The following is a 21147-nucleotide window of genomic DNA, read 5'->3' as shown; positions in this document are numbered from 1 at the left end:
CTTGGACGTTCGTCCGGGTAAACCTTACTCCGCCGCCGCAACCTTCTTCACCGGCCGCCGCTCCAGCAACTCCCTAAGGAACTGCCCTGTGTAGGAGCGCTTCTCCTTGACGATCGTCTCGGGCGTACCGACGGCCACGATCTCACCGCCGCCATCGCCACCCTCAGGACCGAAATCGAGGATCCAGTCGGCGGTCTTGATGACTTCGAGATTGTGCTCGATGACCACGACCGAATTGCCCTGATTGACCAGCTCGTGCAGCATTTCCAGAAGCTTGGCGACATCGTGGAAGTGCAGCCCGGTTGTGGGTTCGTCGAGAATGTAGAGCGTGCGGCCCGTCGATCGCTTCGACAGTTCCTTGGCTAGCTTGACGCGCTGCGCCTCGCCACCCGAAAGCGTATTGGCCTGCTGCCCCACCTTGATATAGCCAAGGCCGACATCCTTCAGGCTCTGCAGCTTGTCGCGCACGGCGGGAACGGCAGCAAAGAAATCGACGCCTTCCTCGACCGTCATGTCGAGCACGTCGGCGATCGACTTGGTCTTGAAGGTGACGTCAAGGGTTTCGCGGTTGTAGCGCTTGCCATGGCAGACGTCGCAGGTGACGTAGACGTCGGGCAGGAAGTGCATCTCGATCTTGATGACGCCATCACCCTGGCACGCCTCGCAGCGGCCGCCCTTGACGTTGAAGGAGAAGCGGCCGGGCTGATAGCCGCGCGCCTTGGCTTCCGGCAGGCCGGCAAACCAGTCGCGGATCGGCGTGAAGGCGCCCGTATAGGTCGCCGGGTTCGAACGCGGGGTGCGGCCGATCGGCGACTGGTCGATATCGATTACCTTGTCGATATGTTCGAAACCGTCGATGCGGTCGTGATCGGCGGGGATCTCGCGGGCACCCATGACGCGCCGCGCCGCCGACTTATAAAGCGTCTCGATCAGGAAGGTGGACTTGCCGCCGCCGGAAACGCCCGTCACCGCAGTGAACACGCCGAGCGGGATCGAAGCCGTGACATTCTTGAGGTTGTTGCCTCTAGCGCCGACAACCTTGATTTCCTTGCCCTTCTTCGGCTTGCGGCGCTCGTCCGGAACAGGCACCCCAAGCTCGCCGGAGAGATATTTACCGGTCAGTGACTTCGGGTTTGCCATGATATCCTGCGGCGTACCATGTGCCACCACCTGGCCACCATGCACGCCGGCCGCCGGACCGATATCGACCACATCGTCGGCCGTCAGAATGGCATCCTCATCATGCTCAACAACGATCACGGTGTTGCCGATATCGCGCAGATGTTTCAGCGTTTCCAGCAGGCGGGCATTGTCGCGCTGGTGCAGACCGATGGACGGTTCATCGAGTACGTAAAGAACGCCGGTCAGGCCCGAACCGATCTGCGACGCCAGCCGGATACGCTGGCTTTCGCCGCCGGACAACGTACCGGAGTTGCGCGACAGGCTGAGGTACTCAAGCCCCACATCGTTGAGGAAGCGCAGACGATCGCGGATTTCCTTGAGGATACGGACCGCAATCTCGTTCTGCTTGTCGGTAAAGGTCCCAGGCAGCGCATCGAACCAGTCGCGGGCGACGCGGATCGACATCTCCGCCACCTGGCTGATGTGCAGCTTGTCGATCTTGACCGCCAAAGCCTCGGGCTTCAGGCGATAGCCGTTGCAGGCCGGGCAGGGGGCCGCCGACATGAAGCGTTCGATCTCCTCGCGTGCCCAGGCGGAATCCGTTTCCTTCCAGCGGCGCTCGAGGTTCGGCACGATGCCTTCGAAATTCTTGTGCGTTGTGTAGGAGCGTGCGCCGTCGGCATAGTGGAATTCGATCTTGTCTTCCGTGCCGTTCAGGATGACGTCCTTGGCCTTGTCGGACAGTTCGGTCCAGCGGCTGCCGAGCTTGAAGCCGTAATGCTTGCCGAGCGCTTCCAGCGTCTGATTGTAATAGGGCGAGGTCGACTTGGCCCAGGGAGCGATGGCGCCGTCACGCAGCGTGCGTTCCGGCTCCGGCACGATCAGCTCGGGATCGATCTTCTGTTGCGAGCCAAGGCCGTCGCAGGACGGGCAGGCGCCGAACGGGTTGTTGAACGAAAACAGGCGCGGCTCGATTTCCGGAATGGTGAAGCCGGAAACCGGGCAGGCGAATTTCTCCGAGAACAGCACGCGCTCATGCGTCTCGTTCAACGACTTGTTGGCCGAGCCGCCAGCGGCGGTCTCTTCCGGCGGCAGCGGCTTGTCGGCGAATTCCGCGACCGCAAGACCGTCTGCAAGCCGCAGCGAGGTTTCGAAGCTGTCCGCAAGACGCGCTGCCATGTCGGGCCGGACGACGATACGGTCGACCACGACGTCGATGTCGTGCTTGTATTTCTTGTCGAGCGCCGGCACATCGGCGATCTCGTAGAACTGCCCGTCGACCTTGACGCGCTGGAAGCCCTTCTTCATGAGCTCCGCCAGTTCCTTCTTGTATTCGCCCTTACGTCCGCGCACGAGCGGTGCGAGAATATAAAGCCTGGTGCCTTCCTCGTAGGCAAGCACGCGGTCGACCATCTGGCTGACCGTCTGGCTCTCGATCGGCAGGCCCGTGACAGGCGAATAGGGAACGCCGACGCGGGCGAATAACAGGCGCATATAGTCGTAGATTTCGGTGACCGTGCCGACCGTCGAGCGCGGATTGCGCGACGTGGTCTTCTGCTCGATCGAAATCGCCGGCGAGAGGCCGTCGATCTGGTCGACATCCGGCTTCTGCATCATTTCGAGGAACTGGCGCGCATAGGCCGAAAGGCTTTCGACATAGCGTCGCTGCCCTTCGGCATAGATCGTGTCAAAGGCGAGCGACGACTTGCCGGAGCCGGAGAGGCCGGTCATGACGATCAGCTTGTTGCGTGGCAGGTCGAGATCGATGCCCTTGAGATTGTGCTCACGCGCACCACGTATGGAAATAGTCTTCAATTCGCTCATCGTCGTATGCAGGTCCTTTGGAGTCTGCCTTTATTTAGTGATGCCAGCCCGCGAGTCGAGGCTGAAATGAAGGGTGGAGGCGGGTTTTCGATTCCGTTGACATCATCATAGGGATAAATTAGAACAAAGAAAGAACAAAATTATCGCGGCGATTTCTTTGTGGATGAACGGAGCTGGAAAGGCCGCATAAATAGCACGTGACGCCCGCTATGGGTTAAGGTGTCTGGATTGAATTTCAAAGCCGTCGATGGGCGGCAAGCAGGGTGGTATCATGGCCGGTAGTGTGAACAAGGTAATTCTGGTTGGAAATCTCGGGGCTGACCCGGAAATCCGCCGCACGCAGGACGGTCGCCCGATCGCCAACCTCAACATCGCCACGTCGGAAACCTGGCGCGACCGCAATTCCGGCGAGCGCAAGGAAAAGACGGAATGGCACCGTGTCGTCATCTTCAATGAAGGCCTCTGCAAGGTCGCCGAGCAATATTTGAAGAAGGGCGCCAAGGTCTATATCGAAGGCGCGCTGCAGACGCGCAAGTGGCAGGATCAGAACGGCCAGGATAAGTATTCGACCGAAATCGTGCTGCAGGGCTTCAATTCGACCCTGACGATGCTGGATGGTCGTGGCGAAGGCGGCGGCGGCTCCATCGAAGGCGGCAGCCGTGGCGGTCGCAGCGGCGGTGGTGATTTTGGTGGTAGCTACGGCGGCGATTACGGTGGTGACGATTACGGCCAGTCGTCGTCTCAGGGCTCCTCCCGTGGCGGCGGTGGCAACCGTGGCGGTGGCAACCAGGGTGGCGGCGGCGGTAATTTCTCGCGTGATCTGGATGATGACATCCCGTTCTGAGATCGGCGCAGCTGCTTGATCTTTAAAAGCCCGCCGCCTTGGCGGGCTTTTTCATGAAAGGGCGAGTGCCGCCCGTGCGCCGTCCACGACAAATTGCGCGGCAAGGGCTGCAAGGATGACCCCGAGCAGGCGGGTCAGGATGGCGCGGCCGGTCGCGCCGAGCATGCGGTCCAGCCTGTCGGAAATGGCCAATGCGGCAAAGACCAGGCAGAGATTGAGGGCGATGACGCCGATCAGCTGCGCTCGGTCGAGCATCGTCTGTAGCGAACCTGCGAGCAGGATCGTGGCCGAGATCGCGCCCGGACCCGCGATCAACGGCAAGGCGAGGGGAAAAACCGCGATATTGCGGATGTGATCCTTGGTGATCGCGACTTCCGTCGTCTTTTCTTTCCGGTCCTGCCGCCGCTCGAACACCATCTCGAAGGCGATCCAGAACAGCAGCAACCCGCCGGCAATTCGGAAAGCGCCGATGGAGATGCCGAGAACGCCAAGAACGCTCGCGCCGAACAAGGCGAAGGCTGCCAGGATGAAGAAGGCGATCAGCGAGCCGCGCAGCGCCACCTGTTTGCGTTCGGAGCGGTTCATGCCCGCCGTAAGCCCAATGAAAAGCGGCGCGAGCCCTGGCGGATCGACAGTCACAAGCAGCGTCGTGAAAGCATTGATCAGCGTATCCGCGCTCGCCATATAGTCCCCGAAGCTTGTCTATCGTTGTTATCGAGCATTGTTATGCGACGAATGGGCTTTCGCAAAGGGCCACGCGTCGCTATTGCCGGGTTACGCCACGGAAATGTTCGATTTCATGGCTTAAAGAGGCAAAAGTCTGTTCAAAAACACCGGCCTAAATTGGCGCTCGCTGGGCCTTTCGGCTATAAATTTCGCAGTGATTCTAAAAGAGATCGTGATCTGTTTTGACTGAGCAAACACCACCCGGCGGCGGGAAGCTCCCGCCAGGCATCGAGCCGATTTCCATCATGGAGGAAATGCAGCGGTCGTATCTCGATTACGCCATGAGCGTGATCGTCAGCCGCGCGCTTCCCGACGTTCGTGATGGTCTGAAGCCTGTTCATCGGCGCATCCTCTATGCGGCGCATCAGAGCGGCTATCACTGGAACCGTAAATATGTGAAGTCGGCCCGTCCCGTCGCCGACGTCATGGGTAGCTACCACCCGCACGGCGACGCCTCGATCTACGACGCCTTGGTCCGCATGGCGCAGGATTGGTCGATGCGCGTGCCGCTCATCGACGGGCAGGGCAATTTCGGCTCCATCGACGGCGACCCGCCGGCGGCGATGCGTTATACGGAATCGCGCCTGACGAAGGTCGCCCACGAGCTTCTCGAGGATATCGACAAGGAAACCGTCGATTTCCAGGAAAACTACGACGCGACCACGGAAGAGCCGAAGGTTCTGCCGGCGCGCTTCCCGAACCTGCTCGTCAACGGTTCCGGCGGCATTGCCGTCGGCATGGCGACGAATATTCCGCCACATAACCTCTCCGAAGTGATCAACGGCTGTATTGCCCTGATCGACAATCCGGCGATCGAACTGCCTGAGATGATGCAGATCATCCCCGGCCCGGATTTCCCGACGGGTGCGAAGATCCTCGGCCGTGCGGGCATCCGCTCCGCCTATGAGACGGGCCGCGGCTCCGTTGTCATGCGCGGTGTCGCGACCATCGAGCCGATGCGCGGCGATCGCGAGCAGATCATCATCACCGAGGTTCCCTATCAGGTGAACAAGGCGTCGATGATCGAGAAGATGGCCGAACTCGTGCGCGAGAAGCGCATCGAGGGCATCTCGGACCTGCGCGACGAGTCTGACCGTCAGGGCTATCGCGTCGTCGTCGAGCTGAAGCGCGACGCCAATGCCGATGTCATCCTGAACCAGCTTTATCGGTATACGCCGCTGCAGACCTCCTTCGGCTGCAACATGGTGGCGTTGAACGGCGGCAAGCCCGAGCTGATGAACCTGATGGACATGCTGCGCGCTTTCGTGGCCTTCCGCGAGGAAGTCATCAGCCGCCGCACGAAGTACCTCCTGCGCAAGGCCCGTGATCGTGCCCACGTCTTGGTCGGTCTGGCGATCGCGGTCGCCAATATCGATGAAGTCATCCGTGTCATCCGCCAGGCACCGGATCCGCAATCGGCCCGCGAAGAGCTGATGACGCGCCGCTGGAATGCGGCGGACGTCGAATCGCTTATCCGGCTAATCGACGACCCGCGCCACCGCATCAATGAGGATGGTACCTACAACCTCTCGGAAGAGCAGGCCCGCGCCATCCTCGAACTGCGTCTGGCGCGCCTGACCGCTCTCGGTCGCGATGAAATCGACGAAGAACTCAATCAGATCGGCGCCGAGATCAAGGACTACCTCGATATCCTGTCTTCGCGCGCCCGCATACAAGCCATTGTAAAGCAAGAGCTTTCTGCCGTTCGCGACGAGTTCGGAACGCCGCGCCGCACGGAGATCGTCGATGGCGGTCTCGAGATGGACGACGAGGATCTGATCGCCCGTGAGGACATGGTCGTGACCGTTTCCCATCTCGGCTACATCAAGCGCGTGCCGCTGACGACCTATCGTGCGCAGCGCCGTGGCGGTAAGGGCCGCTCCGGCATGACGACTCGCGACGAGGATTTCGTTACCCGGCTATTCGTTCTCAATACGCATACGCCGGTTCTGTTCTTCTCGTCCCGTGGTATCGTCTACAAGGAAAAGGTCTGGCGGCTGCCGATCGGCACGCCGACGTCGCGCGGCAAGGCACTGATCAACATGCTGCCGCTGGAGCCCGGCGAGCGCATCACGACGATCATGCCTCTGCCCGAGGATGAGGACAGCTGGGACAATCTGGACGTGATGTTCACGACGACGCGCGGAACCGTGCGCCGCAACAAGCTGTCCGATTTCGTACAGGTCAACCGTAATGGCAAGATCGCCATGAAGCTCGAGGAGGAGGGTGATGAAATCCTCTCCGTCGAGACCTGTACGGAACGTGACGACGTGCTGATGACGACAGCGCTCGGCCAGTGCATCCGCTTCTCGGTATCGGATGTGCGCGTCTTTGCCGGCCGCAACTCGATCGGCGTGCGCGGTATCAGTCTTGCATCCGGCGACCGCATTATTTCGATGACGATCGTCCGGCATGTGGACGCCGAGCCGTGGGAGCGCGCAGCCTATCTGAAGCGTTCCGTCAGCGAACGTCGTTCCGCGACGGGCGAGGATGAGGAAATCGCGCTGGTCGGCGAGGAAGTCACCGAAGAGGGACAACTTGGCGACGAGCGTTACGAAGAACTCAAGGCGCTCGAGCAGTTCATTCTGACGGTTTCGGAAAAGGGCTTCGGCAAGCGCTCGTCCTCTTACGATTTCCGTATCTCCGGCCGCGGCGGCAAGGGTATCCGTGCCACCGATACCTCGAAGACGGGCGAGATCGGCGAACTGGTCGCCGCTTTCCCGGTCGAAGACGGCGATCAGATCATGCTCGTGTCGGATGGCGGTCAGCTGATTCGCGTGCCCGTTGGTGGCATCCGCGTCGCCAGCCGCGCTACCAAGGGCGTCACCATCTTCTCCACCGCAAAGGACGAGAAGGTCGTATCCGTCGAACGTATCAGCGAGCCGGAAAGCGATGAGGATGCGGCGGTCGATGATGAGACCGTTGCCGATGAGGCAGGAGACGCCGGCGGCGATGTCGAAGGTGGCAGCGAAGAGTAGGATTTCGCTGCTCCCTATCGGCAGGCCAAGGCCACGCGCCGAGCCGAATAAAATATAACATTTTCAAACGCATGAGCTTGGCGACAGGCTCATGCGTTTGCTTTTGGAACGGGGGGTGCCGAAGCTGCCCAAGGATCCGTAAGGTCTTCTATTCCGGGCGTCTGTTTTTTTGCGAAAAGGGCGGCAAAACCTCCAGGCTCTCCCGATCAAGCTGCGCGAAAACCTCGTCATAGCCGAAGCGGAAATGCCAGCCGAGGACCGTGCCTGCAGATTTCGATGCGTAGATGCGATCGATGTTGTCAGGCAAAGGCCAGTTTTGCTGGGCGAATTTCGCGGCAAGGCCGGGCGCGCGCAACCGGATGATTGAGGCGGCGTCGACCGCGAGAGCCTCGCAATCTTCCGGTTTGAACAGTGTGCTGGCGGAGACGATATGTCGTTGAAAATCTTTGCCGCCGTTCGTGAGCGCCGCGACATGGGCATCCGCAACATCACGGATATCGACGCCGCGATGCAGACGATAGACAGCCATCACATTGGTCGGCTCCGGAAAGCTTCTAGACATGCGCAAAACGCGGACCTGCAGATCCAGGCTGCTCATGCCTTTGAGGATCTGTTCCGCTTCCAGTTTCGTGCGGTGATAGATGCTTTTCGGTTGCGGCACAGTGTCTTCATCGATCCATGTGCAATCGCCGGCGACGACGGCGCGGCCGTAAAGGGCCGTGGTACTGGTAAAGACCATTCGCTTCACGCCGGCATCCAACGCCGCTTCAGCCAGTCGACGTGTTCCGTCGACATTGATACGGCGAAATTCATCATCGGAAAACGTGCCGACATGAGGGGCGTGCAGGGCCGCGCAATGGACGACTGCATCCGCACCCTCCAGCGCCTGGCGCAGCAACGCCGCATCGGTGAAATCCCCGACGAGATGCGTCGTCGAAAACGGCGAACGATCGATGCCTATCACCGTATGGCTTGGCGCCAGCGCATTAAAAATCGCCCGGCCAAGTCGCCCGGAGCTTCCTGTCAGGACAATGCGCATCTCGATCCCTCGATGAACCACGATCACCATAGCATGATTGAAGTGGCTGGCGCGCTTCCTCTCGCAAAATCATGCTTTTGCTTCGAGACGACAAGGGCATGGAGGGAGGGGATTCATATTGTAACGGCAATAAAAAACCGGACGCTGGCGGGAATAGCGTCCGGTTCAGGGTCCATCCGAGCATCTGGCGGGGAGAGAGCTCGGTACGCGGAGATCAGAGCGTCTTGTGACGCTTATGCAGCCTCTTGCTCTCTTCGCTTTCGCGATGGAGCGCCGAAATGGTGGATGCGACTGACACGACAAACATGATGCTGATGAAAACTGTAAGCAGCGTCAAAATTGTGAACATGATCGCTCCCTCCTTTGGTGGGACTAGCGTTCAGATCCCTTAGTACTGGCTTGAGGCAACGAAGGGACGAGCCGAAGCAAAGGGACCGTAGATCTTCGACTGGTCAGGTTTCTGGTCGTAAAGCGCAACCGTTGCTGCAAGCATTCCCGAAATCATGGCCATCCAAACAACGTTAATAAGGGTGATCTTGTCGGGCATACTCTTCTTCCTTCTTGCCGCAATGTGCAATCTGAGTTTCGGACTGTTAACGCGGCGTTTCCCAAATGGTTCCGCCGATATTGAGAGCTATCTAGCAATGCGCATCTGAAGCGACCTTGAATGCCTTGTTCATCTGGCGTTCAGATTCGCGATGCGTTTTGCGCATGGCAGTGACGATTTCTTGGGCAAAATCGACATCCCTACCGCTTTCCGAGGCGGAATCCCATTCGATCTCATAATTGTCGGCGAAAAGATGAACGAGATATTCGACGAGAAATGAACCGATGATAGCGCCTGCGATGATGAAGACGAGCATGGCAAGATGTCCCTGAAACCGAGATCGGCGAGCCGTTGAGCCAGGCCCGTTTCGATGTTGATGTCAGTAAAGCATTCTCCAGCTGAAACAGGATTGAACGCCGCGTTCATCTCGCATTCAGAGGCGGTCTCAGGGTTGCAAATGACTTGCGATGCGGCCGCATCCATGACAAAAGGCGTCGAAACAACGAGCCGGCTTGCTATGACGACAGCCTTTTATCCCGGATCCTTCGACCCGATGACCAACGGACATCTCGATGTCCTCGTGCAGGCGTTGAATGTCGCCGCCAAGGTGATCGTCGCGATCGGCATTCACCCCGGCAAGAAGCCGCTTTTCTCCTTCGAAGAGCGGGCGGAGCTGATCCGCCGATCGCTTGGCGAGGCTCTGCCCCAGAAGGCTGGTGATATTTCGGTCGTCGCCTTCGATAATCTGGTGGTCGATGCGGCTCGCGCCCATGGTGCGACCTTGCTCGTCCGCGGCCTGCGCGATGGCACCGATCTCGACTATGAAATGCAGATGGCCGGCATGAACAGGCAGATGGCGCCTGATATTCAGACGCTGTTTCTGCCCGCCGGCACGGCCTCGCGGCCCATAACCGCCACATTGGTGCGGCAGATCGCATCCATGGGCGGCGATGTCAGCGCCTTTGTGCCGTCGGCGGTTCTGGAAGCGCTGAACGGCAAACTCAAAAATAAGGCCAGCGGCAACAGCTGAGCCGAAATCCAATCCCGAACGGAGCATCCATGAAACTCTTTCATATTGCATTTGCAGGATTCCTGAGCCTTGCCGCCTTGGCAGGCAGCGCCTTCTCGGCCGCAGCCGCAGATCTTCTGACCATCCAGCTCAAGGACGGCCCGGTGGTCATCCAGCTGATGCCGGAGGTTGCTCCGAAGCACGTCGCCCAGATCGAAGCGCTGGCGAAGAAGGGTGCATACGACAACGTCGTTTTCCATCGCGTCATCGATGGCTTCATGGCGCAGACCGGCGATGTCCAGTACGGCAATGCGTCGAAGGGTTATGATCCGAACAAGGCCGGCACCGGCGGTTCCGACCTGCCGAACCTTCCGGCTGAATTCTCCAAAACGCCCTTCACGCGCGGCACCGTCGGCATGGCGCGCGCCCAGGACCCGAACTCCGCCAATTCGCAGTTCTTCATCATGTTCGCCAATGGCGATTTCCTGAACGGCCAGTACACGGTTGTCGGCAAGGTCATCTCGGGCATGGAGCTTGTCGACAAGATCAAGCGTGGCGAAGGCCAGAACGGCGAAGTGAGCAACCCTGACAAGATGATCAAGGTCACCGTCACCAAGAAGTGATTTCACGGGCATGATCCCAAAAGGCGCCGTGCGGCTTTTGGATGAGATCAGGCCAAGGCAAGTTGCATGATCCGGGCAGGACCATGCACAAACAGAGAGAACAAGGAAACGAACATGGCTGAGATCAAGGATCCAGAAAACACCCTCATCCTGGAAACCACCAAGGGCCAGGTTGTCATTCAGCTTCTGCCGCAGGTTGCTCCCGAGCATGTTGCCCGCATCAAGGAACTTGCACGCGAAAAGGCCTATGATGGCGTCGTCTTCCATCGCGTCATCGACGGCTTCATGGCTCAGACCGGCGACGTGCAGTTCGGCAAGCAGGGCAGCGAAACCTTCAACCCAGGCCGTGCCGGCATGGGCGGTTCCTCCAAGCCGGACCTGAAGGCCGAATTTTCCGCGACTTCGCATATTCGCGGCACCTGCTCGATGGCTCGTTCGCAGAACCCGAACTCGGCCAACTCGCAGTTCTTCATCTGCTTTGCCGACGCTCCCTGGCTGAACAAGCAGTACTCCGTCTGGGGTCAGGTTATCTCCGGCATGGAATTCGTCGACCAGATCAAGCGCGGCGAGCCGGTGAAGGATCCGGATTCGATCGTATCTGCGCGGATTGCCGCCGACGTCTGATCGTGATTATTCCTGAAACCCGCCTCTTGCGCCTTTTGGCGTGAGGGGCGGGTTTCGCTTTGCCTGGATGAGCTAGATGCGTGTTGACCTTTTCGATTTCGATCTGCCGGATGAGCGTATCGCGCTCAGGCCCGCCGAGCCGCGCGACAGCGCACGCCTGCTCGTCGTCGATCCGAACAATGGCGCCAATACGCTGAGTGACCACGAGATACGGGATCTGCCATCCTTTTTGCGCCCAGGCGACGCCGTGGTCTTCAACGACACCAAGGTGATCCCGGCGCAGCTGGAAGGTATCCGCCATCGCGAAGGCGCGCCCGGCCAGCAGGTCTCCGCGACCTTGCACATGCGCGCCGCGCCGGATCGTTGGAAGGCTTTTGCAAAGCCCGGCAAGCGTATCAAGATCGGCGATCGCATCCAGTTTGGTCATGGCGAAAATGTCTGCGCGCTCGGCTCGCTCGACGCCACGGTCGAGGAAAAGGGTGAAGGCGGTGAGATCACGCTGCGGTTCGATCTTTCCGGTCCCGCGCTGGACGAGGCGATTGCTGCGGTCGGGCATATTCCGCTGCCGCCCTATATTGCCGCCAAGCGTCCCGAAGACGAGCGTGATCGTGCCGACTACCAGACAATCTATGCGCGGGAAGAAGGTGCGGTCGCAGCACCCACCGCCGGCCTGCATTTTACGCCATCCCTGTTTGCCGCACTCGATGCCCTCGGCGTCGAGCGGCACTTCGTGACGCTGCATGTCGGCGCCGGCACCTTTCTGCCGGTCAAGGCCGACGACACCGACGACCACAAGATGCATTTCGAGATCGGCTATGTCGATGCTGCGACGGCCGAAAAGCTGAATGCCGTGAAGGCAAGGGGCGGGCGCATCGTTTGCGTCGGCACCACGTCGCTGCGACTGATCGAAAGTGCCGCCGCTGGCGACGGCACCATAAAGCCCTGGCACGGCGCCACGGGCATTTTCATCACGCCCGGCTATCGCTTCAAGGCCGTCGACATGCTGATGACCAATTTTCACCTGCCGCGCTCGACCCTGTTCATGCTCGTATCGGCCTTTGCCGGCCTCGATACGATGCGCGCGGCCTATACCCATGCTATCGAGACGGGCTATCGCTTCTATTCCTATGGCGATGGCAGCCTGCTCCACCGGAAAGACTAGGACGAGATGAGCGAGAGCTTTCAGTTTCAATTGAAGAAGACGGATGGCGGTGCGCGCCTCGGCGAAGTTTCCATGCCGCGCGGGACCATCCGCACGCCGGCATTCATGCCCGTCGGCACGGTCGGCACCGTCAAGGCCATGTATCTCGATCAGGTGCGTGAGACCGGCGCCGATATCATTCTCGGCAATACCTATCACCTGATGCTCCGCCCGACGGCCGAGCGTGTCGCTCGCCTCGGCGGCTTGCATCAGCTCATCCGCTGGCCGCATCCGATCCTCACCGATTCCGGCGGCTTCCAGGTGATGTCGCTGTCCGGTCTGCGCAAGCTCGACGAGCAGGGTGTCACCTTCAAATCTCATGTCGACGGCAGCCTGCATCACATGTCGCCGGAGCGATCGATCGAGATCCAGGGACTGCTCGATTCCGATATCCAGATGCAGCTTGATGAATGCGTGGCCCTGCCGGCGACGCCTAAGGAAATCGAGCGCGCCATGGAAATGTCGCTGCGCTGGGCGGACCGCTGTAAGGTGGCCTTCGGCAATCAGCCCGGCAAAGCCATGTTCGGCATCGTGCAGGGTGGTGACGTTCCGGAGCTTCGCGTCCGGTCTGCGCAAGCGCTGAGCGGGATGGACCTGAAGGGCTATGCGGTCGGCGGTCTTGCCGTCGGCGAACCGCAGGAAGTCATGCTGCGCATGCTCGAGATCACCTTGCCGGAACTGCCGACGGAGAAGCCGCGCTATCTGATGGGTGTCGGCACGCCGGACGACATCCTGAAATCTGTTGCCCGCGGTATCGACATGTTCGACTGCGTGATGCCGACCCGCTCGGGCCGTCACGGACTGGCCTTCACGCGCCGCGGCAAGGTCAACATTCGCAACGCCCGTCACGCTGAAGACATGCGCCCGCTGGACGAGCAATCCAATTGCCCAGCCTCTCGCGACTATTCCCGAGCCTATCTGCATCATCTCGTCCGTGCCAACGAAGCGCTCGGCGGCATGCTGCTCTCCTGGCACAATCTCGCTTATTATCAGGAACTGATGCAGGGCATCCGCCAAGCGATTGCGGAAGGCCGTTTCGCCGATTTCATGGCCGAAACTATGGAGAATTGGGCGAGGGGTGATCTCGAGCCTGTGTGATCCGAGAAGGATGTGAGTGTCACTATACGATCTTGCTCCCATTACCATTTCGCGCTAACAGAAGCGTGTCGAAAAAGGCAGGGTTGGTTTCGGTAGGCCCAACCCCTTCCAGTTTGGAAGTTCTGCTCCTTGCCATTGGTATGAGAGCCCACGACGCGGAACTTGGCCATTGTGGTCGAGTGTCTCGCGTTGGCGTGGGCCGGATCGACCGACATGTCTCCGCGGGAAAGCCTTTTGGAGCTGTCATGAGACTAAACCACCTGGATCTGCATGTTCCCGATGTCGCCGCGACCCGGGATTTTTTTGTTTCCGTTTTCGGCCTGACGGAGGTGGAAACGCGAGGCGCAAATGGCCTTGCCATCCTTCGCGACGATGCCGGGCTTGAACTTGTCATCAGCCGGCCAGTCGAGAAATTTGGCGGCGCCGATAGCGTCTCTATCGGGCGCAATACTTATCATATCGGCTTCATCCAACCCTCTCGAGAGGCGGTCGACCTGTTGTTCGAGCGGGTGAAATCGAGCGGCTGCGAGATCTGGAAATCGCCTTCGATCATACGCGGCAATTGGTCGTTTTATTGTTTTGCGCCGGGGCGAATCCTCATCGAAGTCGGCTGGCGCATGGACCTTGCTCTGTTGGTAAATCATTTATTATCGATTGATTGTTATCTTTAACCAACGTCATTTTGAGCCGGCTGGAACGGGCTTGCCCTAGGCAATCTCCGTTTCCAACTGCGTTTCAAAATGGATCTGGCGACAATAAAGCATTGGGAAAAATAGCGAATCGGAATAAACGGTCCATCCGCCTTTGAAAAACATCATTGGCTGATTTGATTGCGTGGCCGCTTGGAATTTTGAAAAAATCCGGCTAAAACGCATTCTCTTAATCGATAAGGGCTGTACTACCGAAAATAGGAGGCACTTGCCGTTGAGGGCGCAACGCAAATTCGGGGCATGTCTTTCAGGGCTATTGGTTGTCGGTCTGGCCGCTACCAGCTGCACGACGACGCAGAAGACAACAGCTACCCCCAGCAACACCACCAAGCCTATCCGTGGTGCGAAAGTTACCTATAATTACACCGCGAAGGACAAGGATTGTCTCGAGCGCGCGATGTATTTTGAATCTGAACGTTCTGATCCCAGCGGTTATATGGCCGTTGGCAGCGTCGTCATGAACAGATTGACGTCCGGTGCCTATCCGCCCACGATCTGTGGCGTGGTCTCCCAGGAAAGGCAGTTCGCGCCGGGCGTGATGACCAGGGAAGTCAAGGATCAGGCAAAGCAGGATCTCGATACGGCTGCAGCGGCCATCCTGCGTGGCGAGCGGCATCCTCAGGTGAAGGACGCGATGTTCTTCCATACGGAGGGCTTGAGGTTCCCGTACGACAATATGCACTACGTGGCCTACGCCGGCGGCAATGCATTTTATGAGAAGCGCGGCCGGGATGGCCAGCTTCAGACGCCAGCGCCGCTTCCGGCATACGAGGTTGCGATGAATTATGTGCGCACGCAGGGCGCGCCGCAATCTCCTTTCGTCCTGCCGGAAACGCAGCCGGCGCCGACGACTTCGGCCGTCGTTGCCTTTACGCCTGTCTCCAACCCGGTGGTGACGATGCCGCAGAATATGGCTCTCATCCCGGCGGCAGTGCCGATACCGACGCCGGCACCCACGGACATGGCGATTTCGGGACCGCTCTCGAACGGCGATACCATGTACACGAATACGCCGATGCCGGCTTCGACGGTTGTCATTCCGCAGCCGCGGCCGGAGTTCGACGGCAACGCATCCGCAGGAAATTCGCTTAGAATTCGCGGTTGATAAGCGTTTAGCCTAAAGCTTAGAACAGCGCGTCTCGCCAAGAGACGCGCTGTTCGCATTTCGGCTGAGTTATTCCTAAATGCCCTCGCTCGTCGCCTTGGAGAGCATCTGCACGCCATTGATCTTGTAGCTGCCATCGGGCTGGCGGGTTATCTGATAGATCGCCGTCCAGTCCTTGTCATCCGTGCCTGTGATCAGCACCTCCTGATAGACGACTGCGCCGTTGTCGATTGCCCGGCTTTTGCCGAAGGCATAGTTGCCAGGGTGAAAGACCGGCTGGTAGCTCTTCTTCACCATGGCGAAGAAGCTGTCCTTGTCCGGGAAAAGCGCCTTGATGCCGGGTGCGGCGAAGGAATAGGCAGTCGCCGCGTCATCGTGCAGAAAGGCTTCGATCTGTTGTTCAATGAGGCTCTGTGCCGTCTGCACCGGATCTTCCGCATGAGCGGCCCGTGCAAAGGCGGTGCAGCAGAGAAAAGCGGCTAAAATGAAAGCGCGCATGTCCGTCTCCAGCCATAGGGGTCGAGCATAGCGCGCTTTGATATCAAGCAGAAGCGATTACTGCCAGCGACGGAAAAGTGCGCTGGCGTTGACGCCGCCAAAACCGAAACCGTTGGAAATCGCATATTCCATCGCCATCGGGCGCGCGGTGGCACCGACGATATCGATACCTTCGGCAGCGGCATCCGGATCCTGCAGATTGCGGGTCGGGGGAGCGATCTGGTCGCGCAGAGCCATGATGGCGAAGATCGCCTCCATGCCGCCGGCTGCACCCAGAAGATGGCCGGTTGCGGCCTTGGTACCGCTGACAGCGATCGCGCCTTCACGTCCGAAGACGGTCTTGATCGCCTCCATCTCGCCACGGTCGCCGACCTGGGTCGATGTGGCATGCGCGTTGAGATGCTTGACCTCGGCCGGTGAAATCCGCGCCTGGGAAAGGGCGGCAAGCATCGCCCGGCGTGCGCCGTCGCCATCGTCCGGCCCTGCCGTCATGTGATAGGCATCGGCGGCCGTGCCATAGCCGACGAGTTCGGCAAGTGGCGTGGCACCGCGCGCGAGCGCATGCTCCAAGGTCTCGATAACAAGCATGCCGGCGCCTTCGCCCATGACGAAACCATCACGGCCGCTGTCGAAGGGGCGGGAGGCCTCTTCCGGCCGGTTGCTGAAACCGGTCGAGAGCGCGCGTGCTGCGGCAAAGCCACCAAGGCTGACCTTGTCGATGCAGGCTTCCGCGCCGCCGCAGATGGCGACCTCGGCCTCGCCTGAGCGGATCAGCCGCGCCGCATCGCCGATCGCCTGGACGCTGGCGGCGCAGGCTGTGACCGGCGCGCCGAGCGGTCCCTTGTATCCATAACGGATACTCACCTGGCCGGCTGCAAGATTGACGAGGAAGGATGGGATGGTGAAGGGTGACAGACGGCGCACGCCCTTTGTCTCAGCCGTACGCACGGCATCGGCGATCGCGGGAAAGCCGCCGACGCCAGATGCGATCACCGTCGCCGTCCGCTCCAGGGCGCCGACATCGGTTGGTTGCCAGCCGGCCTGCAGGATCGCTTCCTCGGCGGCGGCCATGGCAAAAAGGATGAAGCGATCCATCTTCTTCTGGTCTTTGACAGGCACGTAGCGATCGACATCGAATCCGGCCTCCGGGTCTTCAGCGATATCGGGCACGACGCCACCAATCTTGGCGGCGAGATCCCCTACCATTTCCTCAGGCAACAGTCTCAGGCCCGAGCGTCCCTCGACAAGCCGCTTCCAACTTGCGTTGACACCCACGCCCAGGGGAGAAACCAGTCCCATGCCGGTGACGACGATACGATCCATATCTTGCTCCTATTTGGTCAGGCGTCGAAGCCCAGAAACCATGCTTTCATCTGGGCGATGCGTTCATGAACGGTGTCGTCGGCCGCCGGCCCTGGCACGAGCATCGTGTCTTCGGGCTGAAAGGCGTGGCCGGTGACGCGGTCGATGAGAAGAGGGTCGCGGTCTTCGCCGGTATTGGCGTCGACAAGACGCATCGCGACCTCTTCAGCAGGTAGATGCCGATTACCCCATGTGAAGAGCGCCATCAGCACGGGAAAGAAATCCTTGCCCTTGTCGGTCAGCACATATTCGTAGCGCGGTGGCCGCTCATTGTAGAGGCGGCGCTCAAACAGGCCTTCATCGGTCAGATGCTTGAGACGCCGCGTCAGGATATTCGGTGCAACGCCGAGATTCTTCTGGAATTCGTCGAATCGTCTCAACCCCTGAAGCGCATCGCGCAGGATCAGGATACTCCACCAGTCGCCGACGCTTTCGAGCGCACGGGCGGCGGGGCATTTGAAACTGCTGAAGCTTGTTCTCTGCATGGGCAGGGCAGATAGCATGAGTAACTATCATCATGCAAGTTATTGCTGGGTGGCAGAAGTTCATTTGCGAGAAGGGCTTCAACGCGGTCATATCAGCCATGATTTTCCACGACTGACATCTAATCCGGCTCTCGATAGACTGGCGCCATGATGGAGAAATGTAATCTGGATACTGAGCGACTGTACCTGCGCGAGCTTCTTGCTACCGACAGTGCCTTTGTCGGGCAGTTGATCACTCACGAAAAGGTGCGCCGCTTTCTCGGCGGACCTGTTTCGCTTGATCAGCGCGAAGCGGTGATTGCTGGCTATTTCGCGTTTGAGGAAGGGGAAACGGTGTGGTTGGTGGAAACCAAGAACTCGCGGCAGCCTCTTGGTTTGATTTCCATTTCACATCATGGAGACGGTCAGGACCGCGAATTGTCGTATCAATTTCTTCCAGGCGCGTGGGGTCATGGCTATGCGGCGGAAGCTGCAAAGCGTGTCCTTGATTATGCTTTGAAGGATCTGCAGCTCAAGCGGTTGATAGCGGAAACCCAGTCTGCCAATTTCGCATCCCGCCGCCTGCTGGAATGCATGGGGATGAGAGAATTGAGGCGATTGCTTCGATTCGGAGCCGAGCAAATCATCTATGTGAGTTAGCTATTCATCACAAAGGCATCTCCGTAGCAGTACCGTTGTGGGAAGGTAAGATATCTGGGCTACCCACAGACGGACCTCGAGCTTTCAGTATGGAGGTGCTTTGCGGGCACGCTGCTGTTTCGCCGCCTCGGTCCACCAGGCGAGATCATCGGCAAAACGGGGAAAAGCTCTCGCGAGTGCATCGCCGCCGCTCCCGGTCGGTTTGCTGTCGACGTCCAATGCGGCCGAGATATTGGCGACGGCAAGCGTGCTTGAAATGACGATCATTCCCATCTCGGAAAGGGCGCCATGCCAGGCGACCGCCGCATGCGCGCCGGAAAGCCGACCACCGGAGTAGCTGGCAATCGCTGCCGGGCGCCAGAACCACTCCTCAAGGTAATGATCAGTCAGGTTTTTCAGACCGGGTTGCATGCCCCAATTATATTCGCCTGTTACGAAGATGAAGGCATCGGCAGCCCGAATTTTTTCGGCGAGCCTCTCCATTGTCGGGGGCGCGGAGCCTTTGGGGTACTCCTTGTACATCCGATCGAGCATCGGCAGGCCAACCGCTTGCGCATCGATGAGCTCCACATCGTTTCTGCGCCGCTGCAGGCTGCTGACGATATAATTTGCAAGACGGATGCCGACGCGATCCGACCGATAGGAACCGTAGAGAACCAGAATACTGTCGGTCATGTTGATTATGCCCCCACAGTCTTGTGCGACATGTCTGGAGCAGTTCAGCTCTTCATGGAATCTCTGAACTGTTCTATCTCATTGTTTTCACACAATTCCGGACGGAAAACCGTTGCGCACTTTTCCTGGAATAGCTTTAGGTTCGCGACTCCACGGGCACCGAAGCGGAGACTTCCTCCTCCGGAATATCGTCGAAGGACGCATAATTGAGGTTATAGAGCTTCGAGTAAAGCTTGCCGTTCGCCATCAGCTGATTGTGGTTGCCGCTTTCAAGCAGCTGGCCGTTTTGCAGCACGAGGATACGGTCGGCCTCGCGGATGGTCGCCAGACGATGGGCGATGACAAGGCCCGTTCGACCTTCGAGCAGCTTCACCAATGCCTTCTGGATCAGCATTTCGGTATAGCTGTCGATATTCGCCGTGGCTTCATCGAGCACGAGGATTTTGGCATCGGCGACCAGGGCGCGGGCAAAGCTGACGAGCTGGCGCTGACCGAGCGATAGACCGCCGCCGCGCTGGCCGAGAACGTTGTCGTAGCCATCGGGCAGCCGCATGATGAATTCATGTGCGCCGACGGCCTTGGCGGCCTCGATGACCTCCTCCCGCGTCGCCTCCGTTTTATTGTAGCGGATGTTATCCAGCACCGTGCCGGTGAAGAGGAACGGCTCCTGCAGCACCATGGCGATCTGACGTCCGAGCGAATCCTGGGTGAGGGACCGCACGTCATGACCGCCGACCAGCACCTGGCCCTGCTGCACATCGTAGAAACGATGGATGAGCGCCATCGAGCTCGATTTGCCTGAACCCGTCGGCCCGATCAGTGCTACGGTTTCGCCGGGATTGACCCTGAAGCTGACATTCTTCAGCACGGGGTGCTGCGGATTATAGCCGAAGACGACGTCGCGGAACTCGACCGAGCCATCCATATTCGGCGACAGCTCCTTGGCATCGGGAGCATCCTTGATGTCGACCGGCACGTCGAGCACTTCGGTCAACCGCTGGCCGGAGGCCATGGCGCGCTGCATCACCGAATACTGCATGGTCAGCGAGCGGATCGGGTCGAAGAAGCGCTGGATATAGAACAGGAAGGCGACCATGATGCCGACATCGAGCTTGTGGTTCAGCACCATCGAGCCGCCGACGATGATGACGATCGCCATGGCCATGCCGGTCAGCGTATCGACGATCGGCACCATGACCTGGGCATAGCGCGCAGCCGTCAGATGCGACTGCAGGTTTGTATGCGCCTTGTCATCGAAAAGAGCAAAGTTGACTGCCTGCCGATGCATCCCCTGGACGGCGCGCACGCCATGGATCGCTTCCGCCAGCGCGCCATTGGTGACGGAGTTGGTCTCATGGGCGTTCATGAAGGCCACGCGTGCCTTCGGCAGCCAGAACAGGCGCACGATGAACAGGATCGGCATGACGGAGAGCGTCAACAAGCCAAGCCGGAAATCGAGCGACAGCATGACGATGACGATGCCGAAGAGCAGGGCGATGTCGCCGACGGAAAGCACCGAGGTTTCAAGGAATTCCTGCATGGAGTTGACGTCGCCCTGCAGGCGCGACATCAGGCGTCCGACCTCCGTCTTGTCCATGAAGGACAGCGACACACGCTGCAGATGCGCAAACATCGCCCTGCGAATGTCGAACAGGACTTCCTCGGCGACCTGGCCGACATAGGTTTCCTGCACATAGCTCGCCCCGTAATTGACGAGGATGGCTGCCGTGAAAACTCCCAGAGACAACCAGAGGGCAGAATAATCTATGGCGCCGGGCGCCATCGCACTATCGATTGCATGGCGAATGACAAGCGGTATGACGATCTGCGATGCGGTAAAAAGCAGAACGGCTGCGACGGAGATGTAGATCTGCCGGCGATAAGGGCTGACGAAAGCCCAGATGCGGCGGATGATCTTGCTGTCGAAGACCTTGCCGAAGATCTCCTCTTCGACACGATGGGACCCGACCACGGCGCGGGGCGGGCGACGACCATCCTCGCGCACATCGTTGCGCTCGGTTTCGGTGATTTCCGACAT

Annotated in this window: 21 protein-coding genes; 10 read left to right on the top strand and 11 right to left on the bottom strand. The window is 59.4% G+C overall.

Going from position 1 to position 21147, the window contains the following annotated elements; translation table 11 throughout:
- Positions 1-24: 24 nt before the first annotated feature.
- Entirely contained in the window at positions 25-2946 is a 2922-nt protein-coding gene (gene uvrA, locus AC13Q5_RS00605; protein WP_488500580.1) for an excinuclease ABC subunit UvrA, read from the bottom strand.
- Between the two features lie 271 nt (positions 2947-3217).
- Between uvrA and AC13Q5_RS00600 the strand changes: the two genes are divergently transcribed.
- Positions 3218-3790: a single-stranded DNA-binding protein gene (locus tag AC13Q5_RS00600; RefSeq protein ID WP_488500579.1), complete on the top strand. Its 573-nt coding sequence runs from the start codon at positions 3218-3220 to the stop codon at positions 3788-3790.
- A 51-nt stretch (positions 3791-3841) separates the two neighbouring features.
- On the opposite strand, the gene AC13Q5_RS00595 is transcribed toward AC13Q5_RS00600, so the two are convergent.
- The gene (locus tag AC13Q5_RS00595) at positions 3842-4474 is read right to left on the bottom strand and encodes a MarC family protein (protein WP_075852675.1); all 633 of its coding nucleotides are present in this window, start codon (positions 4472-4474) and stop codon (positions 3842-3844) included.
- A gap of 224 nt (positions 4475-4698) precedes the next feature.
- On the opposite strand from AC13Q5_RS00595, the gene gyrA reads away from it, so the two are divergent.
- Positions 4699-7494 (top strand): DNA gyrase subunit A, encoded by a 2796-nt coding sequence (gene gyrA, locus AC13Q5_RS00590; RefSeq protein WP_488500578.1) that lies wholly within the window; start codon positions 4699-4701, stop codon positions 7492-7494.
- Positions 7495-7642: 148 nt separating this feature from the next.
- Here the strand turns inward: gyrA and AC13Q5_RS00585 are convergent, their stop codons facing one another.
- The 4 genes from AC13Q5_RS00585 to AC13Q5_RS00570 form a co-directional block, all read right to left on the bottom strand.
- A complete protein-coding gene (locus AC13Q5_RS00585; protein WP_488500577.1) occupies positions 7643-8533 on the bottom strand; it encodes an NAD-dependent epimerase/dehydratase family protein in 891 nt (296 codons plus the stop codon).
- Positions 8534-8747: 214 nt separating this feature from the next.
- Positions 8748-8882: a hypothetical protein gene (locus AC13Q5_RS00580; RefSeq protein WP_280173817.1), complete on the bottom strand. Its 135-nt coding sequence runs from the start codon at positions 8880-8882 to the stop codon at positions 8748-8750.
- A 39-nt stretch (positions 8883-8921) separates the two neighbouring features.
- Positions 8922-9080: a hypothetical protein gene (locus AC13Q5_RS00575; protein ID WP_015339886.1), complete on the bottom strand. Its 159-nt coding sequence runs from the start codon at positions 9078-9080 to the stop codon at positions 8922-8924.
- A 91-nt stretch (positions 9081-9171) separates the two neighbouring features.
- Positions 9172-9396 carry a hypothetical protein gene (locus AC13Q5_RS00570; protein WP_075852580.1) on the bottom strand — a complete coding sequence of 75 codons (225 nt, stop codon included), beginning with the start codon at positions 9394-9396 and terminating at the stop codon, positions 9172-9174.
- Between the two features lie 201 nt (positions 9397-9597).
- Here AC13Q5_RS00570 and coaD point away from each other — a divergent pair, with 201 nt between their 5' ends.
- From coaD to AC13Q5_RS00535, 7 genes are all read left to right on the top strand, one after another.
- Complete coding sequence (gene coaD, locus AC13Q5_RS00565; protein WP_015339888.1) at positions 9598-10110, top strand: pantetheine-phosphate adenylyltransferase; 513 nt, start codon at positions 9598-9600, stop codon at positions 10108-10110.
- A 29-nt stretch (positions 10111-10139) separates the two neighbouring features.
- Positions 10140-10712 (top strand): peptidylprolyl isomerase, encoded by a 573-nt coding sequence (locus tag AC13Q5_RS00560; RefSeq protein ID WP_075852581.1) that lies wholly within the window; start codon positions 10140-10142, stop codon positions 10710-10712.
- A 114-nt stretch (positions 10713-10826) separates the two neighbouring features.
- A complete protein-coding gene (locus AC13Q5_RS00555) occupies positions 10827-11336 on the top strand; it encodes a peptidylprolyl isomerase (protein ID WP_075852582.1) in 510 nt (169 codons plus the stop codon).
- 76 nt (positions 11337-11412) lie between these two features.
- On the top strand, positions 11413-12498 hold the full coding sequence (queA, locus tag AC13Q5_RS00550) for a tRNA preQ1(34) S-adenosylmethionine ribosyltransferase-isomerase QueA (RefSeq protein ID WP_488500576.1): 1086 nt from the start codon (positions 11413-11415) through the stop codon (positions 12496-12498).
- A 6-nt stretch (positions 12499-12504) separates the two neighbouring features.
- On the top strand, positions 12505-13635 hold the full coding sequence (gene tgt, locus AC13Q5_RS00545) for a tRNA guanosine(34) transglycosylase Tgt (protein WP_488500575.1): 1131 nt from the start codon (positions 12505-12507) through the stop codon (positions 13633-13635).
- A 245-nt stretch (positions 13636-13880) separates the two neighbouring features.
- Complete coding sequence (locus AC13Q5_RS00540) at positions 13881-14306, top strand: VOC family protein (RefSeq protein WP_457879957.1); 426 nt, start codon at positions 13881-13883, stop codon at positions 14304-14306.
- A 253-nt stretch (positions 14307-14559) separates the two neighbouring features.
- The gene (locus tag AC13Q5_RS00535) at positions 14560-15450 is read left to right on the top strand and encodes a cell wall hydrolase (RefSeq protein WP_075852586.1); all 891 of its coding nucleotides are present in this window, start codon (positions 14560-14562) and stop codon (positions 15448-15450) included.
- Between the two features lie 75 nt (positions 15451-15525).
- Here the strand turns inward: AC13Q5_RS00535 and AC13Q5_RS00530 are convergent, their stop codons facing one another.
- From AC13Q5_RS00530 to AC13Q5_RS00520, 3 genes are read right to left on the bottom strand one after another with little or no spacing between them, the layout of a single operon-like run.
- Positions 15526-15948 carry a DUF4864 domain-containing protein gene (locus AC13Q5_RS00530; protein ID WP_457879921.1) on the bottom strand — a complete coding sequence of 141 codons (423 nt, stop codon included), beginning with the start codon at positions 15946-15948 and terminating at the stop codon, positions 15526-15528.
- Between the two features lie 57 nt (positions 15949-16005).
- On the bottom strand, positions 16006-17271 hold the full coding sequence (gene fabF / locus AC13Q5_RS00525) for a beta-ketoacyl-ACP synthase II (protein ID WP_488500574.1): 1266 nt from the start codon (positions 17269-17271) through the stop codon (positions 16006-16008).
- 17 nt (positions 17272-17288) lie between these two features.
- Positions 17289-17795: a winged helix-turn-helix transcriptional regulator gene (locus AC13Q5_RS00520; protein ID WP_075852677.1), complete on the bottom strand. Its 507-nt coding sequence runs from the start codon at positions 17793-17795 to the stop codon at positions 17289-17291.
- A gap of 147 nt (positions 17796-17942) precedes the next feature.
- Here AC13Q5_RS00520 and AC13Q5_RS00515 point away from each other — a divergent pair, with 147 nt between their 5' ends.
- The gene (locus tag AC13Q5_RS00515; RefSeq protein ID WP_488500573.1) at positions 17943-18434 is read left to right on the top strand and encodes a GNAT family N-acetyltransferase; all 492 of its coding nucleotides are present in this window, start codon (positions 17943-17945) and stop codon (positions 18432-18434) included.
- Between the two features lie 84 nt (positions 18435-18518).
- On the opposite strand, the gene AC13Q5_RS00510 is transcribed toward AC13Q5_RS00515, so the two are convergent.
- A complete protein-coding gene (locus tag AC13Q5_RS00510; protein WP_488500572.1) occupies positions 18519-19109 on the bottom strand; it encodes an NADPH-dependent FMN reductase in 591 nt (196 codons plus the stop codon).
- Between the two features lie 136 nt (positions 19110-19245).
- Positions 19246-21147: an ABC transporter ATP-binding protein gene (locus tag AC13Q5_RS00505; RefSeq protein ID WP_075852590.1), complete on the bottom strand. Its 1902-nt coding sequence runs from the start codon at positions 21145-21147 to the stop codon at positions 19246-19248.

The sequence above is a fragment of the Martinezella sp. CNPSo 3964 genome, assembly GCF_057784375.1.
Note: the sequence above shows the minus strand (reverse complement) of the source record. Positions and strands in the feature narration are given on the sequence as shown.